Below are 26,788 nucleotides of genomic sequence, written 5' to 3' on the forward strand. Positions count from 1 at the left end.
AAGGAGCTATGTAACATGAGTGATGTGGCAGTAAAGCTTACAAATGTTTGTAAAGACATAGGTACCAAGGAAATCATTAAAGATGTATCTTTTGAAGTGTATAAAGGAGAAGTGTTTGGCTTTCTTGGACCAAATGGAGCCGGAAAAACGACAACCATTCGAATGATGGTTGGATTGATGAGTATCACTTCAGGTGATATACACATCGACGGAGCAAGCATCAAGACCGATTATGAAAAGGCGGTCCGCCAAGTGGGGGCAATCGTTGAGAATCCAGAAATGTATAAATTTCTAACGGGATATCAGAATTTGAAACAATATGCCAGAATGATGCCCGGGATCACAGCAGAACGACTGGATGAAGTAATAGAATTGGTTGGATTGACTGGCCGGATCAAGGAAAAAGTGAAGACATATTCTTTGGGGATGAGGCAGCGTTTGGGAATAGCACAGGCCTTACTACATAAACCAAAAGTATTAATACTTGACGAACCAACAAACGGACTGGATCCTGCAGGTATCCGGGAAATAAGAGACTATTTACGAAGTCTTGCCAGAGAAGAAGGAATGGCGATTGTTGTTTCAAGCCATCTATTATCCGAAATGGAATTGATGTGTGATAGAGTCGGTATCATCCAAAAGGGTGAGTTAATCGATATTCAAAGTATCAGGGACTTCATTAACGATGGCGGAAAAACCTTGTATCAGCTGGAATGTGAACCGGTGGAAGAGGCGATGGCATTGATGCGTGAGATGGATATGACTCATAATCTTGCAGAGGGTAAATTGCAGGCGGAGATAGATCGTGCAGCTGTTCCATTGTTTATCAAAAGTTTAGTAGAAAAAGAGATTGCTGTATTTGAAGTGAAGGAAGTAACGAAAACCCTTGAAGACAAATTCTTAGAAAAAACGTCACAGGAGCGAGGTGTCTAATGATGAAAAATTTAATTCAAAATGAACTAATTAAATGGTTTAGAAGGCCAAGCTTTTATGTGATGAGTGCGATATTGGTATTATTGTCAGCCGTTGGAGTCATTTTTACCATCATGATGGGCTCGATGCTTGACGATGCAAGAAGTGAAAGTGGTGCCAATGGCCAAGAGCTTAGCTGGGAGGAATCCTTAGAGCAGGAAAATGAATACCTGGAAATGACGATTGAAGAGTCAGAGGAAGGGGATAGAAGCAACCTAGAGCGACAGTTGGCAATAAATGAGCATCGCTTGGAAAATGATATGGAACCTACAACTGGCAACTCTGTGTGGACATATATGGATGAAAATTTTGGATTGACAAGCCTGGTTACACTATTCGTTGTCATCATAGCTGCAGGTATGATAGCAAGTGAATTTACTTGGGGGACTATCAAACTCTTAATGATCAGACCGATAAGCAGAAGTAAGATCTTGCTGGCTAAATACATCAGTGTCCTTGTGTTCATAGTCATTTTTTATACAATTCTATTTGTAAGTACTTTTGTAACCGGTGCTATTGCTTTTGGTTTTGATAGTACGCCTTACCTTTTGTATGCTGGTGGTGAAGTGCAAGAGGTTCATCCATTTTTATACTTGATCTTGAAAATGGCATTGAGCAGTTTAGGAGTAATTATGTTCGCTACCATTGCTTTCATGATATCGAGTGTGTTCCGGAATAATTCGCTTGCAATTGGGATTTCACTATTTCTTTTATTTACAGGAACGCAGATTACAACGCTTGTTGCCATGAAGTTTGAATGGGCCAAGTATTCTCCGTTTGCCAACATTCATTTTGAATCATTGCTTGAAGGAATGCAAATTGTCCCAGGAGTTAGTTTTGGCTTCTCTACTGTCATGTTTTTAATCTACTTTGTGTTGCTGCATGTAGTAAGTTTCTGGACATTTGTGAAACGAGATATTGCTGCTTAACTTTTTTAGCGGAATGAACTGTTAGATATAGTGTAAGGTAGAGTTTTAATGGTGTATTCAAGATGTGTATGTGGTATTACAATGATAAGCCCGTTTGCCTTGCCTGTAATTTCGACTAATATTTAACCAAGTAGGTGATGTTGATGGAACTGGTGAATATTTCGTATATGAAAAAAGGGCAGATACAAGGGTTTTTTGATAAGTTTCCGCATTCCAAGGTACTCTTTTCCCCCATCCGTAAGTATTATTTTGTTTCTTATGTGTATTGGGATGAACGGGACCCGATAGTGCTGCAGGAAGATTTGGAGAAAATGGAGCTTCTTTTTAACAGCTATATGGGGAGAGAAGCGTTTTATCGGAGAAGGAAAAGAGCGGATACTGGAGTGGGAGGTGCCTGAGGTTTAGGGCGCCTCTTTTTTTGAATGTATAAAGTACGGTTGATTTCCGTTCCAGGCGCTTCGCTTGCCTGCGGGCGGTCCATGAGCCTCCTAGTCTGCGCCTGTGGGGTCTCACCTGTCCCTTCCTCCCGCGGGCGTCTGCGCGCCTTCCACTACAATCAACAAGGTGACCTCATTCATCAAAGGGGTTATGAAACAGCACATAACCGAGTTAACTGAATCAAGCATTAACGTTACATTTACGCAATTTCCAGCTGTGGATTGGAGCAAATGGCGTAGACTCCAGCGGGGGAGTATAGGTAGATTGAGACCCCTGAAGCGTTGTGAGGAGGCTCAAGCACCGTCCCGCGGAAAGCGAAGTCATTTGCGGAAAGGAACAGCGGCTAGTTGAAAAATGCTGTATTATCATAATATTGTCTCTTTTTTGGCAAAAAAAAAGGTTCGGACATTTTTCTCATTTCTTCGGTCAAATAAACGATGGAATTGGGGAGGGTTTGGACATAATATTTGAGGGTTGGTCAACTTTTAGGGGGTGTTGGGACAATTGAATTTTAGGTTCGGTCAATTTCAGCAAAACTTCGGTCAACTATTGAAATTCTTCGGTCAACTTTTCGAAATCTTCGGTCAAAACCTAAAAATCTTCGGACATTTGGAACTGAACAGGCATCACCGACCATTTTTCAACTATAAATGCCACCCAAAACCTGTATCAATACCAACCTGCAGTTCAATTCGCTTAATCAATATAGGCCAACACCTCCGCCTAATAAAGCCAAATAACGATATCTTTCAGCTGCAAAGGAGATGACCTATAGATTAAGATGGTTTGATGATCATCAAGATAAAAATGAGAAACCCTAGAATGCAGACTAACCAGTAGAGATTACTGATCTTGTGGAGAGTGGCGTCCTGCTGGGCCGGAAGTTGAGTAGAGGCTCTGTTTTCAGGGTGCAGCAGCCAACGCTGAAGTTCACTAAGGGCAGGAGAGATAAATCCGATTACAATGACTTGAATGGAAAGATAAATAACAAGGGAACCAAAAAGCCAAACTTGGAGAATAGAACCATAGTTGCCAAAGAGAACTAGCAGTATGCCAGTGATTACGGCAAGTGTTCCACCAATTTTAGGGAAGTAGTCAAGTTTGTGTTGTAATAGGATATTGTGTCGAAGGTCTGAAATGGTCTGATGCTTTCTTAGAAGTATATTTCCGAAAAATGTGGGACCAATTCCGATGACGGCAACCAAGACATGAATCAGTACAAGCCATTTCATAGGCATCCCCCCAATGCTATTGATACTTCAATATATGAGGGGAATGCCGGATTCATGTTCTTAATACCGATATCTGTTACATTTCTTGAGGTGCCTGAATTCCTAATAAACGCAGGGACTCTTTAATGACGATAGCAGTAGCAGATACCAATGCAAGTCTGGCACCTTTTTCAGCGTCCTCTTGAAGGAATTTTACATTGCCATACCAACTGTTGAAAGCTTGGCACACATCAACAATATGCTTTGCGACCAACGAGGGGTCGTAGGCCTTGTTTGAATTTGCAATTACTTCTGGATATTCTTGCAGAAGTTTTGTCAGTTCCCATGAATAGTTATCACCTAATCCTTTGTCAATGACCTCACCAGTCCACTTGCCTTTTTTCAAGATGGAGTTAGCACGAGCATAAGTGTATTGAACATAAGGTCCAGTTTCTCCTTCAAACTTCAACATATCTTCGAGGGAAAATTCAACAGAATTCACACGGTAGTTTTTTAAGTCATGAAAAATGACGGCACCGACACCAACCTGACGGGCCACTTCCTCTTTATCAGGAAGATCAGGGTTTTTGGATTCAATATTTCTTTCGGCAAGTTGAATTGCTTCTTTCAAGACTTCTTCTAATAACACGACCTTACCTTTTCGAGTGGACATTTTCTTGCCGTCCTTTAATAAAAGACCAAATGGGATATGGTGCATTTCTGCTGCCCAATCAAAATTGGCTTTTTTTAACACTTCTTTCACTTGCTGAAAATGAATGGATTGCTCCTGTCCCACGACATATAGAGCCTTTGAAAATTGATACACCTTCTTTCTATATAGTGCTGCAGCGAGATCACGAGTTGCATAAAGGGTAGCACCATCCGATTTTTTTATAAGGCATGGTGGAAGCGAAGGGTCATCAAGTTCCACTACTTGCGCACCATCTGACTCTTTTAACAAGTCTTGTTCTTCTAACATTTGAACCACTTGGTCCATTTTATCGTTATAAAACGCTTCTCCTTGATAAGAATCAAATGTGACCCCAAGAAGTGCGTAAATTTTATTAAATTCTTTTAAGGATTCTTCCCTGAACCATTTCCATAAAGATACTGCTTCCTCATTTCCTTCTTCCAGCTGCTTAAACCATCTACGCCCTTCCTCATTTAAGTCTGTATTTACTGCTGCTTCTTCGTGAAATTTGACATAAAGCTTTAACAGTTCAGGTATCGGATTCCGGCGGATTTTTTCTTCTTTTCCCCATTTTAGATAAGCAGCAATCAGCTTCCCGAATTGTGTGCCCCAGTCTCCTAAGTAGTTAATCCGTACGGTTTCAAATCCGGACTTTTCCAGGATGTTAGCGATGGCATTCCCGATCACTGTCGAGCGTAGATGCCCCATGGAAAAAGGTTTAGCGATATTGGGCGAGGACAAATCTAAGACGATGGTTTCTTTGTTTTTGAGATGAATCGTGCCATAGTTTTCTTTTTCTTTCAGAATTATGTAAACAACCTTTTGTTGGATCATGTCCTTTCTGAAAAAAATATTAACATAAGGACCTACTGCCTCTGTTTTTTCAATCATGGCGTTTCTTAGTTGTGTTGCAATGTCTGCAGCTAGGAGGGGCGGGGCGGTTCTTTTCATTTTCGCTAATTCGAAACACGGGAAGGACAGGTCACCGTGTTGGGCATGTTTCGGTTTTTCTAAAAGTTGTGTAATTTTATCTAGTTGTAGTTCAGGGATCACACTATGCAGTGTTTCTGCTGCAAGAGCTGTCAGTTTCATTTAGATCATCTCCTAGTAAAATAAATATAAAAAGCCCGCCTCTTCAAGTTGTTGAAGAGACGAGCTTGTTGTCATGTGCCCGCGGTACCACTCTAATTGCTTTTCACATATTTATCAGAAAAGCCGCTTATCATCGTTAAAGGGGATGTGCCCATTTCATTTCAAAAGTGCGCTTCATTCTATAGACTTGCATCAGGCTTTCACCGACCCTGATTCGCTTTATTTGCCATCTATAGACTACTCTCTTTTTCATCAATGAATAATTTATAAAAGTTTGATGTAATTATACACAATTTTTAAAATGATGTAACTATTTTTTATCTAGTTTTGGTTGATTATGTTGGTGTTCTTCATGGTGTGGAGGAATAAAGACATTTAACATTTCATCAAGCTCTTGACTTAGCCTAACGGTTTCTACAGATGTCAGTCCAGTTTTAAACGCTGTTTGCATCATTTGGCTTCGTTTTTTCTCAACGGCAAGTTCTACGAGTCTCATCCTTATCACTCCTTCTTCACAATTTCTTATATTATAGTCGAAAAATCTTTGTAAGAAAATAGGTTATGTGTAAAAAGTAGGTATTATCCTGAAAAACTTCGGAAATCGAAAAGTTGTATTTTCTTTACTACTTTTATTTCACGGTTTTAGTTTTTTTTCCCACAGATATTTGGCTTTATAAGAGAGGATTAGGTCGAACTTTTTGTGAGTGTGACTTGTTTTGTCGAAGAGAAGGAATTTCGCAATTATCACAGAATAATATAGTCAAAGGTTGGATTAGGAGTTAACGCATGCTTTATCGCTTTCTCACATAATTATTAACAAAATGATTCTATAGGAGGAGTGCGTCATGAATACGAAAGTGGAAGCAGTGGAAAAGATGAATGTCTATGCAAATGAATTGGTGAAAATGATTGTCAAAGACGGAAAATCCCTCCAAGACGAAAAGCTTCGTATTGCTTTTGAAAATGTTGTGCGGGCGATGGTAGATATGACAAATATCCAATTAGACAAAGAAAAAGATGCAAGTGATACGCTGAAAACCACGTTAAGCCGCATGAAAATTGCTCACAATTGCATGCAGCCAAACTCCCCTGTTTCTACTAAAAATAAAAACACACCATTTACAATCAAATAATTCTAGTCTAGGGAGTTGATTGACTCCCTTTTGTTTGTTTTTGTTTTTGAATAAATTGTTTTGTAATCGCATTAAGGACCGTTGAATGTTTGGTTGGGATTTGGTGTTTAGCTCCACTTACATAGATAACCCTAGTATTGTGATGGCGGGTGATGAATTTATACTGATAATGATGAACATAATAATCCTTTTGTCCATATACGAGAAGGATGGGGCAAGCAATAGACTGCAGCTTCTTGGTGCAATTGTAATTTAGACCTTCTACATACATTTGATAAAGTGTGTCTGCATCTGTTTTTAACATATAATCCGCCATGTCCTTTTTAAACTCCTTGGAATAAGAGTGTGCATATGCGATTACATTTGCTATTGGCTTCATCATATTCATTTTGGATGCCATTATGCCCAGTAGAAACTCGCTTCCTAATAATACCGAGTTGACTTCTGAAAATGCCCCAATTAATAATAGCCCTTCCACTAAGTTCGGGTATCTTAATGCAGTTTCCATAGCAATGGAGGCTCCATTGGAATAGCCGCATATGAATACTTTGTCTATATCTAACTGGTTACATACATCGTGTAGATCCCTAGCCATAATGGGAAAGTTGATAGGGGCACTCCCTTTCTCACTGTTTCCGTTAGCTCGTAAGTCTATATATAGGAGTCGGAAATCTTTGGACAAGGGTAGTTGCTGTTTAAACGTGATATGGCCCATGCCAGGTGGATGGATAAATAAAATGGTAGTAGGTCCTTTTCCAATTAATCGGTAGAAAATCCTTACATTATCCCTTGTGCGAACATACCCCATATTCTCACCCTCCTTGAACTTGTTTATTGGTGAAAAACAATAATATTCTCCGCACCAGAAAACCAACAATTAGACCAGGTATAACAAATAACATAGGCGTCCAAACAGGTCCTACAATTACACCCAATAGCTTTATTTTTCCCGATAGCATCAGGCCAACTGTAACAAAATAAGCACAGCTAACGAAGGGAAGAAAGGAATAAGGTGATCTTCCACCACCCGCATCTTTAAAAGCATCCCACATCGCAAAAAAATACAAGCAAGGATAAAACATGAGCCACAAGTAATTTGCTTCTGTTATTGCCCTATCCATTTCTCCATTAAAACTGTACAGGATAATGGAATTGAAATTAGCTTGAACATTAATTAAAAACTCCAAGAAGATAAAGGTGAGTCCTTTAATATATCTTTTGTTGAGTAATTGGCCAAATCCAGGAAGCGCAATGCTCCATAGTAAACGCTCAAGGGGATTGTTCATATATGAAAGGCCTTGTATTAGTATGTATGTCCATATGTTGATCGCATTTTTCTTGCATAGATAGATTCCTCCAGCCATTACTCTCTCCTTAGCTTGACCTATCACTTCTGAATTATGTTTATTACACGTATATTCCTCATGAAAAAAACGCAGGGATATTGGCTCCTGCGTTTTAGCTCTATAGGGTTAATATATATAAGCCGCTCCGATGATGATAAGAAGAATAAATAAGATAATGAAAAGTGTGAAGCCTGCTCCACAACCTGCGTCTTTGCCCATTTATACATCTCTCCTTTTGACGTTGATAACATACCTTATGTTGCAAACACCCATAGTGTATAGGCGAATGTCCTGTATCTATGATAAATGCCTCTTGTTTGGTTATAGGACAATTCCCAGAAATCATACAAGTAAATAGAGCCTTTTTGATTGGATAGAGGAGGGTGAGAGAAGATGTTCTGTCGTACAAATCGATTGCTGATCCCGTTGCCTAAACCGAAAAATCCAGATCCCAATGGTGCAGCGGCTGTTCAAGAACTGCTTGGCGGGAAATTTGGTGAAATGTCTACACTCAATAACTATATGTTTCAATCCATTAATTTTCGCAATAAAAAGAAGTTAAAACCATTCTTCGATTTGGTGGCAAGTATTACAGCAGAGGAGCTTGGTCATGTTGAGCTGGTAACCACAACAATTAACCTGATGCTTGAGGGTGTTACATATCCTGCTCCACCGGATGCAACGCCGCTAAGAGACACCAAAGATTTCCGCAACACCTATCAATATATCGCCAATGCTCAAACGGCTCTCCCTGGAGATTCAATGGGCAGGGCATGGACCGGTGATAATGTCTTCAACAGTGGCAACTTGGTGTTGGATCTATTGCATAACTTTTTTCTGGAATGCGGAGCAAGAACCCATAAGATGAGGGTATATCAGATGACAGACAATCCAGTGGCCAGAGAAATGATCGGCTACCTCCTCGTTCGGGGTGGGGTGCATGTGGTAGCATATGCGAAAGCCTTGGAGATAGCAACAGGAGTAGACATTACAAAGCTTGTTCCGATACCGAGCTTGGAAAATAAGGCGTTTGAAACGACTAGAAAATTTGAAGCAGAAGGAGCACATAGAAAGCTATACACCTTCAGTCCGACTGATTATAAGGATGTAGCTATGATCTGGAAGGGAAGTCATCCTGAAGATGGAGGAAAGCTTGAAGTCATACAAGGCTCTCCACCTGGTGCACCAATGCCGGACCTCCAAAGTGTCCCTGAAGAATTTGCACCAGGAATATCCCAAGAAGACTTCATGGAAATCGCCAAAAGACTCCAACGCTCTGCTGGGATTTAGTTAAAAATTGTATTATTGAAAATAAGCGGATTTTTAGCTGTTGATTGGAGCAAAAGGCGTAGACTCCTGCGGGGGAGTAGCGGCATTGTTGAGACCCCGCAACGAAGTGAGGAGGCTCAAGGTCGCCCCGCGGAAAGCGAAGCCATTTGCGGAAATCAACAGCGGTGTTTTATATGACCATGCTTGTAGAGACTTTCGTTCTACAAGCTTTTTGTCGTTTTTAAGATAAATGTGAAGAAAATTCTATATTATTGTTGAAAAATTCGTGCTACTATACAACTATACATAGAAAAAGTGACCAAAGAGGAGAATCGAACAAAAATGAAAAAGAAAGTAATGGCAGGTGCTCTTGTAACTTCCATCATGTTTTCTGGACAAGCTTATGCTTCTGATTATGTTGTGAAATCTGGTGATTCCTTATGGAAGATAGCTAACAATAATCAAGTTTCTGTTAGTAATATCAAATCTTGGAACAACCTTAATAGCGATCTTATTTATCCAGGTCAAAAGTTACTATTACAAGCAGGCGGTGCCACATCTCAACCAGCACCAGCACCAGCTCCGAGCCAACCTACTTCTATTACGTACACGATTAAAGCCGGAGATTCTTTGTCCATCATTGCAAGGAAACATCAAACAACTATAGCCAATCTTTTGAAACTAAATCCTTCCATTAAGGACGTTAACAGAATCTATATAGGCCAGAAAATAAACGTGGCAGCACCAAGTAGCACGGCACCGAGTCAACCTGTCGCACCTGCTCCTAGTCCAAGCAAACCTGCGCCTAAAGCTAGTACTTACATTATCAAGAGTGGGGAAAACCTTTCATCTGTTGCGAACAGACATGGTGTAACACTTAATGCCTTGTTGTCTGCCAACCCTTCCATACAAAATGCAAACCGTATTTACGTTGGACAAGTTATTAATATCCCAGGAGATGTAACTGCTACTCCTGGTAATGATGCTTCATGGGAGGCAAAAGCGGATGCAATTATTGAAACAGGGAAAAAATATTTAGGAGCAAAATACTTGTATGGCGCTTCCACAAACCGCACCGATGCATTTGATTGTTCTTCTTATACGGTAAAAGTATTTGCTCAAAACGGAATCAACCTACCAAGAACTTCTGCGCAACAAGCGAATGTAGGAAACGAAATACCATTGAGTGATATCCGTAAAGGGGACTTGGTATTTTTTGATACAGATGGAGATGGGATCATCAACCACGTTTCCATCGTGACGGATTCAAACACGCTTCTTCATGCTGCTACTAGTACAGGGGTTGCTTTCTCTTCTTATAATACTTATTGGAAACCGAGAGCGGTGAAAGCGGTTCGTGTTCTTTAAGTTTTACAAAATGTTAATATAACCATCAAACCAGTTTAACAAAGTATGAATATAATGAATCTTGTAAGGTTGTTTCACACTTTTAGCAGAAAGCTGTTGCTTTGTCTAACATGTCATGAATTACTCCCCTTTTTCATAATGAATAGATGCAACGGAACAACCTTTACCCTTTATCATTAAAATAGGCTACTTTCCCAAACTTGATGCCAGGAAAAAAGAGATGAATCGGATGCATCTCTTTTTTTCGTGGCTTTTTTTTAGAGATAAGAAAGTATATGATTCGGTTGATTTCCGTTCCTGGCGCTTCGCTTGCCTGCGGGCGGTCCGTGAGCCTCTAGGAAAGCGAAGCCATTTGCGGAAACCCACAGCGGAGCACAACCAAGCAACCAAAAAGGACCGGGCAGTTTTGCCTGGTTTTTCTTATCTCCTCCTCAAGACTTAGTATCGTTCGGTATAAAGCTGGAAATGACTGTAGGTAAAAGAATGAAAGAAAACCATTCTGCAGTATGTTATCGAAAACAGCGTCAAAATCTATACTAAGAGTGAGAACAAAACAAAGGAATGATGGAGGATGAAAACAATGTTAACATTACTATTCGGAAGAAAAAATGAGGATTTGGCGAAAAGACAGGAAGCGTCGATGGATGAAAAAAGATTAGAGATATACCTAAAAAGTGATATTGTTCGAAGATTCTAGTGAAGCTGCTGAAAATTGGTGGCTTCTTTTTTTATGAACATTAATCAAATAATACATTCATTTTTCTGAAAATAAACCATGTAAATGGTATAATTGTCGATATAAGACAAAAGATTCATAAAAAGGGTGAAAAAGGATTTGAATGAAGAAAGTCAAGAAATAAAAGAGATATTGTCTGGCAACAAAGATAAATACTCTCATATAATTGATCGCAGTAAGGACAAGCTTTTTGCAGTAGCATATCATATGTCTGCAACGGAATCAGAAGCAGAAAAACTAATAGAACAAGGTTTTCTTGAGGTTTATCAAAACCTAGAAAAATACGAAGAATCAATCTTTTTTTCTGATTGGCTTTACGAACGATTCATTCCCCTATTAGGTAAGAAGAGAGTAAAGGATAATACTAAACAGGCCAAAATGCCATTTCATAATCCACATTATATCGAGATGGAAGAAGCGCTTCATTCCTTGGCACCTGAAGCTAAGTTTCAATTGCTTCTAATTAAGCTGATGGATTTTACACCTGCTAAACTTTCGGGATTTATCGGAAAAAGCAAGGAGGAAATAGAAAAGAACTATTCAGCCTCCTTAAAACAAATCCGCCGTTGCACTTTATCAAGTGAAATCCATGAAGAAGGCGAAGACTGCCATAGTGAGGAAGAGCTTTCTTTGTATTTTGATGGAAAGCTAAGCGATGAAGCGGAACAGAAGATGAATGATCATTTAGAGTTCTGTCCGGATTGCAGAGAAGTATTACATTTGCTTAAACAAGAAGAAGCTACGTTAGAGAAGGTGTTGGACTACCCAAAACTTAATGAATCATTTAACGATCAAGTATTGAGTAAGCTTGACCCTTATGTACCGGCAAAACCAAAGCATCGAACGTGGAAATATCAACTTAGTGTTGTAGGAATATTAGGCGCAATCTTCTTATTCAGTGTCGTTATTTTACCAACCCTTAAGCCGCTTGCATCCATGGTTTCCACTTATATGGAGCATGGAACCATTTATAATGTCTGGACGGAAGGTACATATGCAGTTACTGATGAAGGTATAACTTTAGAGATTACAGATGTGGAAATCGATTCTCTGTATATGGCTGTCTACTATGAGATTAGTAGAGTAGGTGATGAGCCACCTAAAAAATTTCCAGTTGAAGATGTGGATTTTTATAGCTCGAAGCCATTAAGAATTGTAGATGAAGCTGGTAGCCATTACCCCGTTGATGCAACGATACCAGATCATCTTCGGCATGCAAGGAGTCTTGCTGAAGAGGAAGGGGAGGAAAAAGAAAGGCCCTACTATCTTTTGAAAATGCCTGATAAGCTACCTGACGAGTTTAACCTTGAAATAAATTTCGCTAGGCTCCAGGGACAATATGGAAAATGGAACATAGAAATTCCGATAAGATATGACAAGGTAGAAGACACAGCTGTGACGGTTAAATTGGATAAAACGATAAACATTGACGATAAAGCAGTCGTTGATATAATGGATGCTACCTATAGTAAAAACGGCAGCAGAATAAGGTATAAAGTCAACCATACAAAAGAAGAGGAAGCTAGATTAAGGAAGCTCTTGAAGGAACATGATCAGGAATATAGGATGGAAGAAATACTTCAGGGTCGTCATGTTGGACTTCATGTTACAACGGAAGAAGAGCATCTTGTCTTGCCTAATTACTTTCACTTTATGGTTTATGAACCCAATGAACCGGTAGAATTATATTTTTCGAATTATTACATTGGTAATGAGCAACAACAACAAATGGGCAACCATCAAATACAGGGGAAAATAGAAAATCCTGAGGAAGAACTTTATATAAAAATGTTTGGGGCCTCTTTTCAAGAGCCAACATTTTTCTCTCTGGAAGTACCACTTAAAGAGACAGAAACGACTCCTTTAGAGAGCGAATTCAGTAATTATAAGTTATTGGATTACAGTCTAACCCCTGAAAAGGATGGGGAAGGAAATATCACTAAGTATGCGCTCATCATTAATGGGGAGAATCAACAGGAGGGAGCACGTGGAGATATTGGCTGGAGCGTGTCGGATCAATCTGGTAATTACATTCCAACAGAAGGCTGGTATCATTACGAAGACATGCAAAAGGAAGGTAAGAAAAAGTTGCTGCATGTTGATATCGTCCCACATAACAATGTTTTTCCTGAAACTTTGGTGATAAAAGCGGACTATATTTATACCCATTACGATGAAAAAGAGTGGGAAAAGTTCCCTCTGTTTACTCAAGAGGAAAAAAATGATAGTGAGTCAGAGTAATGGAAGAAAGAATATATGTGGGAAAAGTACTAGCAGGTGACTTGGCAGCTTTTGAACCAATCATTGAAAAATATAAAGACAGTGTTTACAGAATGGGATATTGGTTATCAGGTAGTCAGAAAGTAGCTGAAAGAGTTACCAATGAGTGCTTTATAAAAGCGTTTAAAAACCTATCAACCTATCAGGAAAAGGAACTGTTCTCGTTTTGGTTGTATCAGGAGGTATTACCTCTACTGAAAAAGTTGCCGATGCTGGAAAATGGAGATGGCTTTGGGAACTGGCTATATGACAATCCTCATTATATGCAATTGCAGGAAGAGATACTTTCTTTACCAAAGGAAACGAGAGTTCCCCTGTTATTTTCCTATTTTCTCTTAGAGTTAACGGATGAACGGAAAGCGGATTTTTCGGAAAATAGTGTGAGAGACTTCACTGGGTATCTATTGGAAGCAAAAAAAATAATTCGGCAAAAGTTAGTTTCCCAAATTGATAATTCTACAGAAGCATGTTTGCGAGTGGAGGAACTAATTGCCTATCAGGATGAATTACTGGGGAGTCCGGAAGAGATCCGTATGGACGACCACTTGGAATTTTGTCCGGGATGCAGAGAGTTGCTTCAACTAATAGAGCGGGAAGAGAGCATGTTACAGCAGGTGCTTCAATCTCCGTCACTGGAAGTAGATTTTAATGAAAAGGTATTACAACAGTTAACCCCATATTCGGTCATAAAACCAAAACAACGAACGATGGTTTATCAGTTAGGTGTAATTGGTGTAATGATTGCCTTGATTGTCGGTGGGTTTGTTGTTCTGCCGACTGTTACCCCTTGGACCAAAATGGCAAGTAATTATCTAATGTACGGCAGTTTCTATAATGTATGGGCAAAGGGTACTTATACAGCAGAAGACAATGATATTACGGTAGAAATAACAAACGTGCATGTTGATCCTTTACATATGGTGGTTCACTATGAAGTATCCAGTGAAGAAAAGGGAGCAGGCGGTGGTGGAGTTGACAGGTTTACCGTTTATGCCAAGGATGAAGATGGTAAAACGTATGCGATGGAGGCTGCATCCGCAAAGGATAGTCTTATGGTAGAAAACGGAGCTAGCCAGGAAAGTTTAGTTGACGCGAATTTTTATGTGAGAGCACTGAACGAAGCAGCACTGCCGGAAAACTTCACTCTAATCATTGAATATCATATGTTGAATAGCAGGGGCGGAGATTGGAAGATTGAGCTTCCGATAGAATATGATAAAGCAATGGAAGATATTGAATTGCTGGAATTAAATGAAATACTAGTTGTTGATGAAAAAATTGAAGTGGAAATCCTTACTTTAGAGAAGGGCAAGTATGGTACCAGACTGAAATATGATGTAAGGCTGAAGGAAGAGGAAATCGAAAGAATAGAGACAAACCTGAAACTCACAAATCAGAAATATGATGAACATTTTTTAATGAGTTATCATGATGTGTTTGCCTCTGTGGTATTGGTCAACAATACAAATGAGTACCTGGTTCCAATCGGTTATCCTTCTTTAAATAATGTGAGCTCCATAAATCAAATTGATTTTTCAAATATTTACACTGATCAGGACTTAATGGAAATCAAACGTGTAGCTAAAGCGGATGAAAAGCTTTTTGCAGAAATTAAGACCATCTTTTATTTTGAACCGGGGGTTTATTCACTTACCGTTCCACTGGAGGAAACAACGAAGCAACCATTGAATATTGATTTAGATGGATACACAATGGACGAGCTGTCTGTAAACAGGCAAGAAGGGGAACTAACGAATGTGCTTATTACAGGGAAGCGAACTCAAAATTATAAAAAACGTAACTTTCAATGGGAGTTTTTTGATGATAACGGGCAAAGGATGAATGTGTATAATATCCCTGATTATGATTGGTATGATCGACAATCAGTAAACGAAAAAGTGGAATTGATTAATGTGGAAGTGGATCCTGAAGAATCACAATTAATGATACAAGCTAGTCAAATATCGAATGATTATTTTTTTGGAAAAAAGGAATATAGAATTCCACTAAATTAGTGGATTGGCGTTTGCATGTCCCAATTGCAGTACTTTCTTGGTATAATGGAAATCAGATGAAGTGGACGATGAAGGAGTATTTTATATGAATGAAAAAGCGATTCAAACATTTCGCGATTGTATCCCATTATTCCAAGTACTGGCGGATGAAGCAAGACAGGATATTATTCTGCTATTGGCTGAAAAAGAAGCATTAACTGTAACTGAGATCGCAGAAACGTCCAGGCTTTCCAGGCCGGCCATTTCCCACCACTTGAAAATTTTACGTGATAATAAACTTGTGGAAATCGAGCAAAAAGGAACTCAACGTATTTATTCTCTGAGTTTGGAGCCATCTGTTGCCATGCTTAAAGATTTAATTGGAATTGTGGAGAGTGAGTGTTTATAGTTTGTAGTGGAGGCAGCCATGAGAGTGTGGCTGTTTTTTCTTAGGTTTCGTTCGTTACAAGTCAAATTGTAAACGTTATAATAAAAGTAGTAGAAAAGAAAGGGCGTGTTGTTGGTGGAAATGAATCTTAAAGGAAAAACGGCTTTAATTTTGGCTTCTAGCCAAGGTCTTGGAAAGGCAATTGCCTCTTCTCTCATTGATGAAGGAGTCAATGTGGTTCTGGCGAGCAGAAACGAGGAAAAATTAGCTAATGTGCAGCGTGAACTAATGGATAATGAAGGTGGGAGGGCTTCTTATATCCAAACAGACATTACTGACCCTACTCAAATTAAAAGTGCCGTAAATCATGCGGTGGATACATATGGTCGACTTGATATTTTGGTAAATAACGCCGGGGGTCCTCCTGCCGGTTCATTTGAACAGATAACCGATGAGCAGTGGCAGCAGGCTTTTGAATTAAATCTATTAAGCTATATTAGAACCATCAGGGAAGCACTTCCCCACCTTAAGAAAAACGGAGGGAAAATCATCAATATCGCTTCATCCTCCATCAAGGAACCAATTCCTGGCTTACTTCTATCCAATACGTTCCGCACAGGCATCGTTGGATTGACTAAGACATTAGCAGGTGAGCTTGCTGGAGATAATATCTTGATCAATACGGTAGCACCTGGAAGAATTGCTACAGACAGAGTGGCGTTTTTGGATGAAGTCAATGCCAAGAAACAGGGTATCACCAAAACGGAGATGGAAGAGAAAGTCAAGGCAGGGATACCGCTTGGTCGTTACGGAGAGCCGGAGGAATTTGCCAAAGTGGTAACGTTTTTAGTATCAGATGCCAACAGCTATATGACTGGCAGCTCGTTCTTAGTTGATGGAGGCATGGTCAAATCTATTTAAATTTATGGTTATTGTTAGAGAGAAGGGAAGCTAGGAAGTTATGAAGAATTTATTGTTGTTAATACTTGGAGGCTTTGCAATAGGCATTATCTTGGGCGTTCTAAATGTTCAATTCAACTTCTGGATATTTGTTGGTCTCCTTGTTTTAGCATTTATTGCCTTATCATACAGGGACGTTAAATATATGTTTTTATCCCGGGATGTGGAGAAAATAGAGAAGTATTTAGAAAAAAAGCGTCATGAGCCGTACTATGGGTTTATTTTAGAATTGGCCCATGGAAACTTGACTGGTGCCAAGAAAGAGTTGGAGGAGCTTGAACGAAAGTGGAAGGGGAAAAAGACTGCAGTTTTTTGGGCTCAGTATTATTTAAGAGTCGGCAATTACACAAAGGCAAAAGAGCAAGTTGTAAGAGTCGATCAGCAGGAAATTAAGACGTATATCACAGCTGGGATTGCAGTGGCAGAAAAAGATTATAAGAAGGCGGAAGAGCTAAAAGGTGAAATGAGAAAAGATTGGATGAAGTTTGCCATCGAAACGGAACTTGCTCTAAGCCGTATAAACTATGTACTTGCAAAAGAAAAGAAGGAACAGGCTTTAGCGTCCACAAAAGGTTTGCAATATTACATGATGTCCAAGGAGTTTCAAGAAATATAAAAGGAGAAACTCCTTGACAGGAAGGCACGGACAAATTTACACTTGAGGTAGACATTAGTTATTAGAAAATTTTCAGTATTGAGGTAATGCATATGGTACTAGCGATAGATCGACGAATTGGCAAATATGCAATACTTCTCGCGATGAACGGCGACCAAGAGGAATTTCCGGTGGTAACACCGTCACAATGGAAAAGCTGTATGGGGAAAGTTGGTTCCATGGATTCGCAAAAAGTGGTAGCAGCCATTGAAACTGCTGCCAAGCGGGAAGGTATCATCAAATCCGATGGATACAGGGAAACACATGCTCTCTATCATGCCATCATGGATGCGCTTAGTGGAGTGACACGCGGTCAAGTGCAGCTTGGTTCTGTCATGAGGACCGTAGGATTGCGTTTTTCCGTTGTAAGGGGAAATCCTTATGAGGAGTTAGAAGAAGGTGACTGGATTGCAGTTGCACTTTATGGGACGATTGGGGCTCCTGTCAGGGGATCGGAGCATGAAACAATTGGTCTTGGAATAAATCACATTTAAATATTTTGCCCATAGTTGCTGATAAATAGGGGGCTGTACTTTGATCATATTACATGGTCGAAGTATGGCCTCTTTTTGTGTGGGAAAAGGGGGAAATCGTCTATGGAGAAACAGCGGGAAAAGGGGAGAGTCGCAATGATTACATTAAACGGCGAATCGTTGACGCTTGAAAAATTGAATGGAATTTTATTTGAAGATGATCAGGTGGAAGCGTGCAAGGACGCAATGGTGAAGGTGGTCGCTAGTCGGGCAGCGGTGGAGAATATTGTGCATAAAGGGGAAGTAGTTTACGGAATTACAACGGGGTTTGGGAAGTTCAGCGATGTTTTGATTCCATTTGAAGAGACGGCAGACTTGCAACGGAATCTCATTCACTCTCATGCATGTGGAGTGGGTGAAGCATTTGATGAGGTGATAGGGCGTGCGATGTTGATATTACGTGCAAATGCTCTTTTGAAAGGTTTTTCTGGTGTCCGTCCTATCGTCATTGAACGGCTTTTACAATATGTAAATGAGAGAATACATCCTGTTGTTCCGCAGCAAGGTTCGCTAGGAGCAAGCGGAGATCTTGCGCCGTTGTCACATTTGGTCCTGACCTTGCTTGGTGAGGGTGAAGTTTTTTATGAGGGAAAAAGGCGAGATACGGCAAGTGTGCTAGCTGAAAAAGGAATTACCCCGATCGAATTGAAAGCGAAAGAAGGTCTTGCCTTAATAAATGGCACACAGGCAATGACGGCTGTAGGGGTAGTCGCATACCTAGAGGCGGAAAAGATGGCTTTCCAAGCGGAGTCGATTGCAGCGATGACCTTTGAAGGACTAGAGGGAATTGTGGATGCGTTGGACCATGATGTTCACAGGGTTCGAGGGTACAAGGAGCAAGTGGAAGTTGCGGAGCGGTTTCGGAAGTTGTTGGATGGAAGCAAGCTTGTGACAAGGCAGGGAGAAAAGCGTGTGCAGGATGCCTATTCACTAAGGTGCATTCCGCAAGTGCATGGAGCATCATGGCAGGTATTAGGTTATGTAAAAGAAAAGCTGGAAATAGAAATCAATGCGGCGACAGATAATCCATTGATTTTTGATGATGGAGGCAAAGTGATTTCTGGAGGTAACTTCCATGGCCAGCCTATTGCCTTTGCGATGGATTTTCTGAAGCTTGGGGTGGCGGAGCTTGCTAATATTTCTGAACGCAGGATTGAACGGTTGGTTAATCCACAGTTGAATGACCTGCCTCCTTTCTTAAGTCCGAAGCCAGGACTGCAGTCAGGTGCCATGATCATGCAGTATTGTGCCGCATCGCTAGTTTCAGAGAATAAGACGTTGGCACATCCGGCAAGTGTGGACTCCATACCTTCCTCAGCCAACCAAGAGGATCATGTGAGCATGGGTACAATTGGCGCAAGGCATGCTTATCAGATTGTCGCCAATGTGCGCAGGGTGCTTGCCATCGAATGGATGTGTGCGATGCAAGCCCTTGAATTCCGTGGAGTCTTCCTATCCGCACCACTCATGCAAAAATGGTACCAAGAAGGACGCACCATCGTCCCAAGCATCACCGAAGACCGCATCTTCTCCAAAGACATCGAAGCACTGGCCGCATGGATGAAAGATGAGGGTAGCGTTCTATGTAGAGCGTGAAATTCCTAGGGGGGTCTGACCCCCCTCAGAAATTTAATACTCCCGCAACAATCCTGTAACATTATCAAAAACCAAAATATATGAATCTATCAAAGGGGATGAATGGATATGGAAAAGGAAATGGTGAAGGTTATTCGTGCTCCTAGGGGCAGTGAGTTGAATACGAAGGGATGGGTGCAGGAGGCTGCATTGCGCATGTTGATGAACAATTTAGACCCGGAAGTGGCAGAAATTCCGGAAGAGCTTGTAGTGTATGGTGGAATCGGTAAAGCTGCGAGAAACTGGGAGAGCTTTGATGCCATTGTGGAATCGCTTAAAAACTTGGAAGATGATGAAACATTACTTGTTCAATCAGGCAAGCCGGTTGCTGTGTTCCGCAGTCATGCTGATGCGCCGCGTGTCTTGCTAGCAAACTCCAATCTTGTGCCAAAGTGGGCAAATTGGGACCATTTCCATGAACTAGATCAAAAAGGACTCATGATGTATGGCCAAATGACAGCAGGTTCTTGGATATATATCGGTACTCAAGGAATCCTACAGGGAACATATGAAACATTTGCGGAAGCGGCCAAGCAATCATTTAACAATACGCTAAAGGGCACGATTACTGTAACCGCTGGACTAGGAGGCATGGGAGGTGCACAGCCGCTTGCTGTTACCATGAACGGTGGGGTGTGTATCGCCATTGAAGTGGATGAACACCGTATTGACCGCCGCATTGAAACGAGATATTGCGATGTGAAGGTCAAAAAAGTGGAGGAAGCCATTCAAAAAGCGGAAGAGTATAAGAAACTAGAAAAACCTTTATCTATCGGACTTTTAGGAAATGCAGCAGAGATTCTTCCGCAACTAGTAGAAAGAGGATTTACACCAGATCTTTTAACAGATCAAACCTCTGCTCATGATCCATTAAATGGTTATATTCCAATTGGAATGACTTTAGAAGAAGCTGCAAAACGAAGAAAAGAAGAACCGGCACAATATGTAAAACTTGCAAAAGAAAGCATGGCTGAGCATGTGAAAGCAATGCTTGATCTGCAACAAAAAGGCGCGATCACATTTGATTACGGCAATAATATCCGCCAAGTTGCACTGGACGAGGGAGTGGAAAAAGCTTTTGACTTCCCAGGCTTTGTACCGGCATTCATCCGTCCACAATTTTGTGAAGGGAAAGGACCTTTCCGATGGGTGGCACTTTCTGGTGATCCAGAAGATATTTATAAAACAGACGAAGTAATTTTAAGAGAGTTTTCGGATAACAAGCATCTTTGCAATTGGATCAAGATGGCAAGAGAAAAAGTAGCGTTCCAAGGGTTGCCTTCAAGAATCTGCTGGCTCGGTTATGGCGAGCGTGCCCGATTCGGCAAAATCATCAATGAAATGGTTGCAAATGGCGAGCTGTCTGCACCAATCGTCATTGGGCGCGATCACTTGGATTGCGGATCTGTGGCATCCCCTAATCGTGAGACAGAAGCAATGCTCGATGGCAGTGATGCGGTAGCAGATTGGCCGATATTGAATGCCCTCATTAATGGAGTAAATGGTGCGAGCTGGGTGTCTGTTCACCACGGTGGCGGTGTGGGCATGGGATACTCCCTTCATGCAGGTATGGTTATCGTGGCCGATGGAACAGAAGCAGCAGGAAAGCGATTGGAGCGAGTGCTGACTTCAGACCCTGGGATGGGTGTTGTGAGGCACGCGGATGCAGGCTATGATCTTGCGAAAAAAGTGGCCAAAGAAAAAGGCGTGCACATTCCTTTGCTAAAGGAGCGTGAGTAAACCATGCAATTGGATACTTTACTGATCAACTGCGGTCAACTGCTCACAATGGATCATGAATCAGATTTGGTGAAAGGTGAGCAGATGAAAGTTCTTCCGCTTATAGAAGATGGAGCAATTGGCTGGAAGGATGGAGTAATTACGTTCTTAGGTACCACTGATGAGACGAAAGAATTACAATGTAATAATTTAATTGATTGCAAAGGAAAGCTTGTGACTCCTGGACTTGTTGACCCTCATACTCACCTTGTTTTTGGTGGGTCCAGGGAACATGAGATTGCACTTAAACAACAAGGGATTCCTTATTTAGAAATTTTAAAGAAAGGTGGAGGCATCCATTCGACTGTTAAAGCGACACAAGAGGCGGGTTTTGAGGAACTTTTAGAAAAAGCTGAGTTTCATTTAAAACGAATTCTCAGTTATGGAGTAACTGCAGTCGAGGCAAAAAGTGGCTACGGATTGAACCGAGAAACAGAACTTAAACAATTAAAGGTAGTTAAGGAACTTCAGAAAAAATATTCCATGATCATGGCATCGACTTTTCTGGGTGCCCATGCCATTCCAAAGGATTTTGAGGCAGATGGGGATCGTTTCTTAGAAGAAATGGCAGATTTATTTTCCATGCTTAAAGAAGAAAATCTTGCAGAGTTTGTCGACATTTTCTGTGAAGAAGGTGTTTTTACAATAGAACAATCGAAGAGATATTTAACACAAGCAAAAGAAGCGGGATTTGCTGTGAAAATCCATGCTGATGAAATCGTTTCTTTAGGTGGAACAGAACTTGCGATAGAACTTGGGGCTGCATCTGCTGACCACCTCATTGCAGCGTCCGATGAAGCGGTCAACATGTTCGGTTCAACTGATACCATAGCGGTTCTTTTACCTGGAACGACCTTTTACCTAAACAAAGATACCTATGCAAATGCCCGCGGAATGATTGACGGTGGCGGAGCGGTGGCGCTTGCAACAGATTTTAATCCGGGAAGTTCGCCTACTGAAAACATCCAATTTATTATGAACCTGGCAATGTTGAAGTTGAAAATGACTTGTGAAGAGATTTGGAATGCTGTCACGGTCAACTCTGCTAAAGCGATTCATAAGGAAGATGTTGCTGGGAGACTTCAAATCGGCCGTCAAGCAGATGTAGTCATCTGGGATGCGCCAAACTATCAGTACGTCCCGTATCATTACGGTGTCAATCATGTTCACAGTGTGTTTTTAAATGGGAAGGAAGTGGCAAAAGGGGGAGCTTTTCTTGAGTAAACCGACATTTTTGCAAACCTCAGGGGCTCCTCCCTTTGTAGACAGACATTTTCCAAAGGCAACAGATCTGCTGCAACTTTGGGATGGAGAGAAGAAACTCAATGGAATGACCATGATCGGCGTCCCTCTTTCCAAACCTTCCATCAGTCATTCCGGAGCAAGTTTTACTCCGGGTGTTGTCAGGAAGCTGATGCAATCTTATTCCACTTATGCGGTGGAAGGAGAGGTGGACTTAAGAGATTCGGCCGTGCTTATGGATGCTGGAGATATTCATATGCATGCAACAGATATAAAGGAATCATATCGCAGGATTGAAGAGACCGTAACTACTATTTTAAGAGAAAATAAAGAGTGTATCCCGCTTTTCGTCGGTGGGGATCATTCTATCTCCTATTCTACTTTGAAGGCAATGAATGAAGTCAAATCTGGTAAAATCGGAGTCATTCAATTTGATGCCCATCATGACTTAAGGAACACAGAAGACGGCGGTCCAACAAATGGAACCCCATTCCGGAGGCTCCTTGAAGCTGATGTGTTAAAAGGAGAACATCTCGTTCAAGTGGGAATCAGAAACTACTCGAACAGTGCCTATTATCATCAATATGCCATGGAAAACGGTATAAAAATTTATACGATGGCTGACGTTAAGAAAAATGGTGTGGGGGAAGTGATCCGGGAGACTGTCGAATATTTAAAAGATAAGGTGGAGCATATTTACCTTTCTATCGACATCGATGTTCTTGATCAGGCATATGCCCCTGGTTGCCCTGCTATCGGACCTGGTGGAATGACAAGTGAACAGCTTCTTGAAGCGATCTTCTTGTTAGGGAAAGAGGAAACAGTTTGTGGGTTGGACATTGTAGAAATAGATCCAACGATTGATTTTCGTGACATGACGAGTAGGGTGGCCGTTCATGGTCTGTTGGAATTTATAAGAGGTAGAAGTGTGCTTGACAGGTGATGCGAAAAAAAGGCGACTGCAGCTTTTGAATGCGGTCGCCTTTTTGATTTAGTTTGTTGATTTCTTTTGGAAAAGTTTATAAAGTGCCTGTGTACCGCTATTTTCTTCTCCACTTGCAGAAAGCTTCACATACATTTCACGAGCCAAGGAAAGACCTGGAACATCAAGTCCCATTTTGTCTGCTTCATCAAGGGCGATTTCCATGTCTTTGATAAAGTGTTTGACGAAAAAGCCAGGCTCATAGTTTCCTGCGATAATGCGAGGAGCAAGATTTGATAAAGACCAGCTTCCGGCTGCCCCGCTTGAAATGCTTTTTAGGACATCTTCAGGATCCAGTCCTGCGGTCTCGGCGTAAGCCAAAGCTTCACAAACACCGATCATGTTCGTGGCAATAGCAATCTGGTTGCACATTTTCGTGTGCTGTCCTGCTCCAGCCTCACCTTGGTGGATGATATTTGTACCTAACGCTTGGAAGATAGGCTGGCATGCTGCAAAAGCTTCTTTGTCCCCGCCTACCATGATTGTCAGGCGAGCTTCCCTGGCTCCAATATCTCCACCGGAAACAGGGGCATCCAAACTATGTAAGCCGCGTTCCTTTGCTAGCAGATATATTTGTTTGGCTAATGTCGGAGTGGAGGTAGTCATATCAATCAGGTATGCACCTTTTTCGGCATTAGGTAAGATACCGTTGTCTCCTAAATAAATCTCTTCTACATCTTTTGGATAACCGACCATGGTGATCACAACATCCGCACCGCGAGCTGCCTCACCAGCACTTGGCTTCCACACCGCACCGTGCGAAACCAAACCCTCAGCCTTCTCCCGCGTCCGCGTAAACACACTAACCTCAAACCCACGATCCAACAAATGCCTCGCCATACTACTACCCATCACACCCGTACCAACAAAAGCAACCTTATGTAATTCTCTGTTCATGTGTAAATACCTCCTGGGGTCTGACCCCTTTTTGTCTTTTTTTTTCTAGTTTTTTATTCCCCTATTATACAGGTTTTTTTGGGGTGTTGGTAGATTTGTAGGTGGTGGGGTGGGGATCTATAATTTTGGGAGGAATGAAGTGGGGTAATTAGTTATAATATTTAGAAAAATAAAGAATTTTGTAGTATAATAGGAGAAATTGATAGTTTAGGACGATGTGTCTTTTTAAAAGGATTGAACGATAATAAGATCACGATAGATTACGAAGGGAGGAACGTGTAATGAGTACCCCTGACTCTTTATTAAAAAAGGAGAATACAAAATCTGTGGAATCCATTTCTAAGGTCCAGCTTATTATTGTCGTTTCCGATGTAGGGGATATACAATATGTCTCTTCTACATGTGAAGCATTATTAGGATATGCTAGGGCAGATCTGATAAATACGAGGTTAGAGAACTGGATTAATTCGGAAGACCTATATTTAATAGAGAGCTTAATCTACCAACCCTCCCATCAAACTCACTGTTATTTTCGTATGAAAAGGAAGGATGGGACTCTTGTTTGGATGGAAGCGGTACTGTCTGAAGTCAAATCATCTACAGGGGAAGAAAAAGAAATCGTTTTAATGCTTTCCCGTACATCGGATTATCAGAATTCCACTATCCAAGATAGAGGTACGAGCATCGCTATGCCCACTAGCCAAAGGAGAAAAAATGAGGACCTCCAAATAGATGAAGATTATTCTGCATATGACCTTATTGAGTACCTGCCGAACGGAGTATTCATTTTTGTTGATGGGATAATCAAGTATGTGAATGAAGCAGGTACGTCCATGCTTGGGGCATGCCATAAAGAACAAATTCTTGAAACCTCTGTTTATGAATACATAGAAGAAAATTATCATGAAATTGTGGAGAAAAGAATCAAGTCGGTCCAACAAGGATACCGAGTGGGGCAAATGGAACAACGATGGAAGAGGTTTGACGGGCGGGCAATAGATGTGGAGATTACTTCTAATCATACTACTTTCAAGGGAAAACCTGCTTCTTTTGTCATGCTGGTGGATATTTCGCACCGGAAGAGCTTTCATAAAATTTTGCAAAACAGTCGAGAACGTTTTCGAAAGCTTGTGCAGAATTCTATTGATACCATCGGCGTGATTTGTGAAGAAAAATGGACGTTTATTAATGAATCTGGATTAAAAATGCTTGAAGTCGATAATTATGGGGAGATATTTGGAAAAAGCATTTATGATAATCTCCCTAAAGAAGACTTTGAAAAGATATGGCAAGAAGTGCATGAACAACATAATGGAATGAAGTTGCCGACATTTGAACAAGAATGGAAGACGATGAAAGGAAATGCCATTCATACCGAGCTCGTTGGAATACCCACGACTTATTTGGGAAAAGACGCCATGCAAGTTATTATCCGTGACATAACAGAGCGGAAACAAGCCGAAGCATTGATGCTGCAATCGGAAAAGCTTACTGTCGCAGGTCAATTGGCAGCCGGAATAGCGCATGAAATCCGTAATCCTCTTACAGCTATCAAGGGATTCTTTAAACTTTTAGAAAGGGAGATGGAAGAAAAGAAAGAATACTTCCACATAATTGAGTCTGAGCTGAGCAGAATCGAACTTATCCTAAGTGAGTTACTTTTGCTCGCAAAACCGCATCAAGTATATGTGCATCCGGTTTCCGTTCATTCCCTGCTTAAGGATGTAACAACGCTTTTAGAAACGCAGGCGATCATGAACAATGTATGGTTTGATTTAAAATTGAAGGCAAAGACTCCAACCATAAAATGCGATGAAAATCAGATGAAACAGGTGTTTATCAATTTAATTAAAAATGGGATAGAAGCAATGCCAAGTGGAGGAACAATCTATATTGATACAGAGGATGCTGGTGATGAAGTAGTGGTTACGTTTCGTGATGAGGGGACTGGCATCTCAGAAGATATTATCAAGAGGCTCGGGGAACCATTTTTCACAACCAAAACAACGGGAACTGGCTTGGGGTTGATGATTACGTTTAATATCATTAAAAATCACCATGGAACGGTAAACGTAACAAGTGAAGTGAATGAAGGAACCCAAATAGAAGTTCGATTTCAAAAGGCGTGAAATTTTACAATAAATTAAAGTAAAGGAATATCCTGTGCTGAAAGTGAGAATCCTTTCAATGTATAAGGAAAGACAATGTTGTACTTTACAGAAAATTCCCTATACATTTTTTAAAAAGGATAGTATTAT

24 protein-coding genes are annotated in these 26,788 nt (G+C 40.9%); 17 read left to right on the forward strand and 7 right to left on the reverse strand.

Features of this window, described 5'->3' with window-relative positions; translation table 11 throughout:
* The first annotated feature begins 15 nt into the window (after nt 1–15).
* From B4U37_RS08065 to B4U37_RS08075, 3 genes are all read left to right on the forward strand, one after another.
* Nucleotides 16–933 (forward strand): ABC transporter ATP-binding protein, encoded by a 918-nt coding sequence (locus B4U37_RS08065; protein ID WP_010193250.1) that lies wholly within the window; start codon nt 16–18, stop codon nt 931–933.
* Nucleotides 933–1,901, forward strand: coding sequence for an ABC transporter permease (locus B4U37_RS08070; protein ID WP_088017808.1), 969 nt, complete (start codon nt 933–935; stop codon nt 1,899–1,901). Before B4U37_RS08065 ends, B4U37_RS08070 begins: the two co-directional genes overlap by 1 nt.
* Before the next feature lie 143 nt (nt 1,902–2,044).
* Nucleotides 2,045–2,299 carry a hypothetical protein gene (locus B4U37_RS08075; protein ID WP_010193252.1) on the forward strand — a complete coding sequence of 85 codons (255 nt, stop codon included), beginning with the start codon at nt 2,045–2,047 and terminating at the stop codon, nt 2,297–2,299.
* An 816-nt stretch (nt 2,300–3,115) separates the two neighbouring features.
* Here B4U37_RS08075 and B4U37_RS08090 read toward each other — a convergent pair.
* The 3 genes from B4U37_RS08090 to B4U37_RS08100 form a co-directional block, all read right to left on the reverse strand.
* The gene (locus tag B4U37_RS08090; RefSeq protein ID WP_010192355.1) at nt 3,116–3,571 is read right to left on the reverse strand and encodes a DUF2269 family protein; all 456 of its coding nucleotides are present in this window, start codon (nt 3,569–3,571) and stop codon (nt 3,116–3,118) included.
* Nucleotides 3,572–3,647: 76 nt separating this feature from the next.
* Nucleotides 3,648–5,333 (reverse strand): arginine--tRNA ligase, encoded by a 1,686-nt coding sequence (argS, locus tag B4U37_RS08095; protein WP_088017811.1) that lies wholly within the window; start codon nt 5,331–5,333, stop codon nt 3,648–3,650.
* Nucleotides 5,334–5,643: 310 nt separating this feature from the next.
* Complete coding sequence (locus tag B4U37_RS08100) at nt 5,644–5,829, reverse strand: aspartyl-phosphate phosphatase Spo0E family protein (RefSeq protein ID WP_010192359.1); 186 nt, start codon at nt 5,827–5,829, stop codon at nt 5,644–5,646.
* Nucleotides 5,830–6,178: 349 nt separating this feature from the next.
* Between B4U37_RS08100 and B4U37_RS08105 the strand changes: the two genes are divergently transcribed.
* A complete protein-coding gene (locus B4U37_RS08105; RefSeq protein WP_010192361.1) occupies nt 6,179–6,466 on the forward strand; it encodes a hypothetical protein in 288 nt (95 codons plus the stop codon).
* Nucleotides 6,467–6,473: 7 nt separating this feature from the next.
* On the opposite strand, the gene B4U37_RS08110 is transcribed toward B4U37_RS08105, so the two are convergent.
* From B4U37_RS08110 to B4U37_RS08120, 3 genes are all read right to left on the reverse strand, one after another.
* Nucleotides 6,474–7,274: an alpha/beta fold hydrolase gene (locus B4U37_RS08110; RefSeq protein ID WP_010192363.1), complete on the reverse strand. Its 801-nt coding sequence runs from the start codon at nt 7,272–7,274 to the stop codon at nt 6,474–6,476.
* A 4-nt stretch (nt 7,275–7,278) separates the two neighbouring features.
* Nucleotides 7,279–7,752, reverse strand: coding sequence for a hypothetical protein (locus tag B4U37_RS08115; protein ID WP_029326309.1), 474 nt, complete (start codon nt 7,750–7,752; stop codon nt 7,279–7,281).
* A 186-nt stretch (nt 7,753–7,938) separates the two neighbouring features.
* Nucleotides 7,939–8,031: a YjcZ family sporulation protein gene (locus tag B4U37_RS08120; protein WP_010192368.1), complete on the reverse strand. Its 93-nt coding sequence runs from the start codon at nt 8,029–8,031 to the stop codon at nt 7,939–7,941.
* A 174-nt stretch (nt 8,032–8,205) separates the two neighbouring features.
* On the opposite strand from B4U37_RS08120, the gene B4U37_RS08125 reads away from it, so the two are divergent.
* From B4U37_RS08125 to hutG, 12 genes are all read left to right on the forward strand, one after another.
* Nucleotides 8,206–9,102, forward strand: coding sequence for a manganese catalase family protein (locus B4U37_RS08125; protein ID WP_010192370.1), 897 nt, complete (start codon nt 8,206–8,208; stop codon nt 9,100–9,102).
* 321 nt (nt 9,103–9,423) lie between these two features.
* Nucleotides 9,424–10,449: a C40 family peptidase gene (locus B4U37_RS08130; protein WP_010192372.1), complete on the forward strand. Its 1,026-nt coding sequence runs from the start codon at nt 9,424–9,426 to the stop codon at nt 10,447–10,449.
* Nucleotides 10,450–11,284: 835 nt separating this feature from the next.
* Nucleotides 11,285–13,426 carry a zf-HC2 domain-containing protein gene (locus B4U37_RS08135; RefSeq protein WP_010192376.1) on the forward strand — a complete coding sequence of 714 codons (2,142 nt, stop codon included), beginning with the start codon at nt 11,285–11,287 and terminating at the stop codon, nt 13,424–13,426.
* Nucleotides 13,426–15,480, forward strand: coding sequence for a hypothetical protein (locus B4U37_RS08140; RefSeq protein WP_088017812.1), 2,055 nt, complete (start codon nt 13,426–13,428; stop codon nt 15,478–15,480). The genes B4U37_RS08135 and B4U37_RS08140 overlap by 1 nt, the downstream gene beginning before the upstream one ends.
* Before the next feature lie 85 nt (nt 15,481–15,565).
* Nucleotides 15,566–15,868 (forward strand): ArsR/SmtB family transcription factor, encoded by a 303-nt coding sequence (locus B4U37_RS08145; RefSeq protein ID WP_010192379.1) that lies wholly within the window; start codon nt 15,566–15,568, stop codon nt 15,866–15,868.
* A 114-nt stretch (nt 15,869–15,982) separates the two neighbouring features.
* Nucleotides 15,983–16,768: an SDR family oxidoreductase gene (locus B4U37_RS08150; protein ID WP_088020218.1), complete on the forward strand. Its 786-nt coding sequence runs from the start codon at nt 15,983–15,985 to the stop codon at nt 16,766–16,768.
* Between the two features lie 40 nt (nt 16,769–16,808).
* Entirely contained in the window at nt 16,809–17,423 is a 615-nt protein-coding gene (locus B4U37_RS08155; protein ID WP_088017813.1) for a hypothetical protein, read from the forward strand.
* A gap of 92 nt (nt 17,424–17,515) precedes the next feature.
* Nucleotides 17,516–17,956, forward strand: coding sequence for a histidine utilization transcription antiterminator HutP (gene hutP, locus B4U37_RS08160; RefSeq protein WP_088017814.1), 441 nt, complete (start codon nt 17,516–17,518; stop codon nt 17,954–17,956).
* A gap of 135 nt (nt 17,957–18,091) precedes the next feature.
* Nucleotides 18,092–19,591: a histidine ammonia-lyase gene (hutH, locus tag B4U37_RS08165; RefSeq protein WP_088020219.1), complete on the forward strand. Its 1,500-nt coding sequence runs from the start codon at nt 18,092–18,094 to the stop codon at nt 19,589–19,591.
* A 120-nt stretch (nt 19,592–19,711) separates the two neighbouring features.
* On the forward strand, nt 19,712–21,370 hold the full coding sequence (hutU, locus tag B4U37_RS08170) for a urocanate hydratase (protein ID WP_425444108.1): 1,659 nt from the start codon (nt 19,712–19,714) through the stop codon (nt 21,368–21,370).
* 3 nt (nt 21,371–21,373) lie between these two features.
* On the forward strand, nt 21,374–22,633 hold the full coding sequence (gene hutI / locus B4U37_RS08175) for an imidazolonepropionase (protein ID WP_088017816.1): 1,260 nt from the start codon (nt 21,374–21,376) through the stop codon (nt 22,631–22,633).
* Nucleotides 22,626–23,594: a formimidoylglutamase gene (gene hutG / locus B4U37_RS08180; RefSeq protein WP_088017817.1), complete on the forward strand. Its 969-nt coding sequence runs from the start codon at nt 22,626–22,628 to the stop codon at nt 23,592–23,594. The genes hutI and hutG overlap by 8 nt, the downstream gene beginning before the upstream one ends.
* A gap of 48 nt (nt 23,595–23,642) precedes the next feature.
* Here hutG and B4U37_RS08185 read toward each other — a convergent pair whose 3' ends face one another.
* Entirely contained in the window at nt 23,643–24,530 is an 888-nt protein-coding gene (locus tag B4U37_RS08185) for an NAD(P)-dependent oxidoreductase (RefSeq protein WP_088017818.1), read from the reverse strand.
* A gap of 281 nt (nt 24,531–24,811) precedes the next feature.
* Between B4U37_RS08185 and B4U37_RS08190 the strand changes: the two genes are divergently transcribed.
* On the forward strand, nt 24,812–26,659 hold the full coding sequence (locus B4U37_RS08190; protein WP_088017819.1) for a PAS domain S-box protein: 1,848 nt from the start codon (nt 24,812–24,814) through the stop codon (nt 26,657–26,659).
* Nucleotides 26,660–26,788: the final 129 nt, after the last annotated feature.

It is taken from the genome of Sutcliffiella horikoshii (assembly GCF_002157855.1).
Taxonomy (GTDB): Bacteria; Bacillota; Bacilli; order Bacillales; family Bacillaceae_I; genus Sutcliffiella_A; species Sutcliffiella_A horikoshii_C.

Excerpts from the sequence above, each read along its gene's own strand:
- B4U37_RS08065 (WP_010193250.1), top strand. The coding sequence starts at position 16 with ATGAGTGATGTGGCAGTAAAGCTTACAAATGTTTGTAAAGACATAGGT.
- B4U37_RS08070 (WP_088017808.1), top strand. The coding sequence starts at position 933 with ATGATGAAAAATTTAATTCAAAATGAACTAATTAAATGGTTTAGAAGG.
- B4U37_RS08075 (WP_010193252.1), top strand. The coding sequence starts at position 2,045 with ATGGAACTGGTGAATATTTCGTATATGAAAAAAGGGCAGATACAAGGG.
- B4U37_RS08090 (WP_010192355.1), bottom strand. The coding sequence starts at position 3,571 with ATGAAATGGCTTGTACTGATTCATGTCTTGGTTGCCGTCATCGGAATT.
- argS (WP_088017811.1), bottom strand. The coding sequence starts at position 5,333 with ATGAAACTGACAGCTCTTGCAGCAGAAACACTGCATAGTGTGATCCCT.
- B4U37_RS08100 (WP_010192359.1), bottom strand. The coding sequence starts at position 5,829 with ATGAGACTCGTAGAACTTGCCGTTGAGAAAAAACGAAGCCAAATGATG.
- B4U37_RS08105 (WP_010192361.1), top strand. The coding sequence starts at position 6,179 with ATGAATACGAAAGTGGAAGCAGTGGAAAAGATGAATGTCTATGCAAAT.
- B4U37_RS08110 (WP_010192363.1), bottom strand. The coding sequence starts at position 7,274 with ATGGGGTATGTTCGCACAAGGGATAATGTAAGGATTTTCTACCGATTA.
- B4U37_RS08115 (WP_029326309.1), bottom strand. The coding sequence starts at position 7,752 with ATGAACAATCCCCTTGAGCGTTTACTATGGAGCATTGCGCTTCCTGGA.
- B4U37_RS08120 (WP_010192368.1), bottom strand. The coding sequence starts at position 8,031 with ATGGGCAAAGACGCAGGTTGTGGAGCAGGCTTCACACTTTTCATTATC.
- B4U37_RS08125 (WP_010192370.1), top strand. The coding sequence starts at position 8,206 with ATGTTCTGTCGTACAAATCGATTGCTGATCCCGTTGCCTAAACCGAAA.
- B4U37_RS08130 (WP_010192372.1), top strand. The coding sequence starts at position 9,424 with ATGAAAAAGAAAGTAATGGCAGGTGCTCTTGTAACTTCCATCATGTTT.
- B4U37_RS08140 (WP_088017812.1), top strand. The coding sequence starts at position 13,426 with ATGGAAGAAAGAATATATGTGGGAAAAGTACTAGCAGGTGACTTGGCA.
- B4U37_RS08145 (WP_010192379.1), top strand. The coding sequence starts at position 15,566 with ATGAATGAAAAAGCGATTCAAACATTTCGCGATTGTATCCCATTATTC.
- B4U37_RS08155 (WP_088017813.1), top strand. The coding sequence starts at position 16,809 with ATGAAGAATTTATTGTTGTTAATACTTGGAGGCTTTGCAATAGGCATT.
- hutP (WP_088017814.1), top strand. The coding sequence starts at position 17,516 with ATGGTACTAGCGATAGATCGACGAATTGGCAAATATGCAATACTTCTC.
- hutH (WP_088020219.1), top strand. The coding sequence starts at position 18,092 with ATGATTACATTAAACGGCGAATCGTTGACGCTTGAAAAATTGAATGGA.
- hutU (WP_425444108.1), top strand. The coding sequence starts at position 19,712 with ATGGTGAAGGTTATTCGTGCTCCTAGGGGCAGTGAGTTGAATACGAAG.
- hutI (WP_088017816.1), top strand. The coding sequence starts at position 21,374 with ATGCAATTGGATACTTTACTGATCAACTGCGGTCAACTGCTCACAATG.
- B4U37_RS08185 (WP_088017818.1), bottom strand. The coding sequence starts at position 24,530 with ATGAACAGAGAATTACATAAGGTTGCTTTTGTTGGTACGGGTGTGATG.
- B4U37_RS08190 (WP_088017819.1), top strand. The coding sequence starts at position 24,812 with ATGAGTACCCCTGACTCTTTATTAAAAAAGGAGAATACAAAATCTGTG.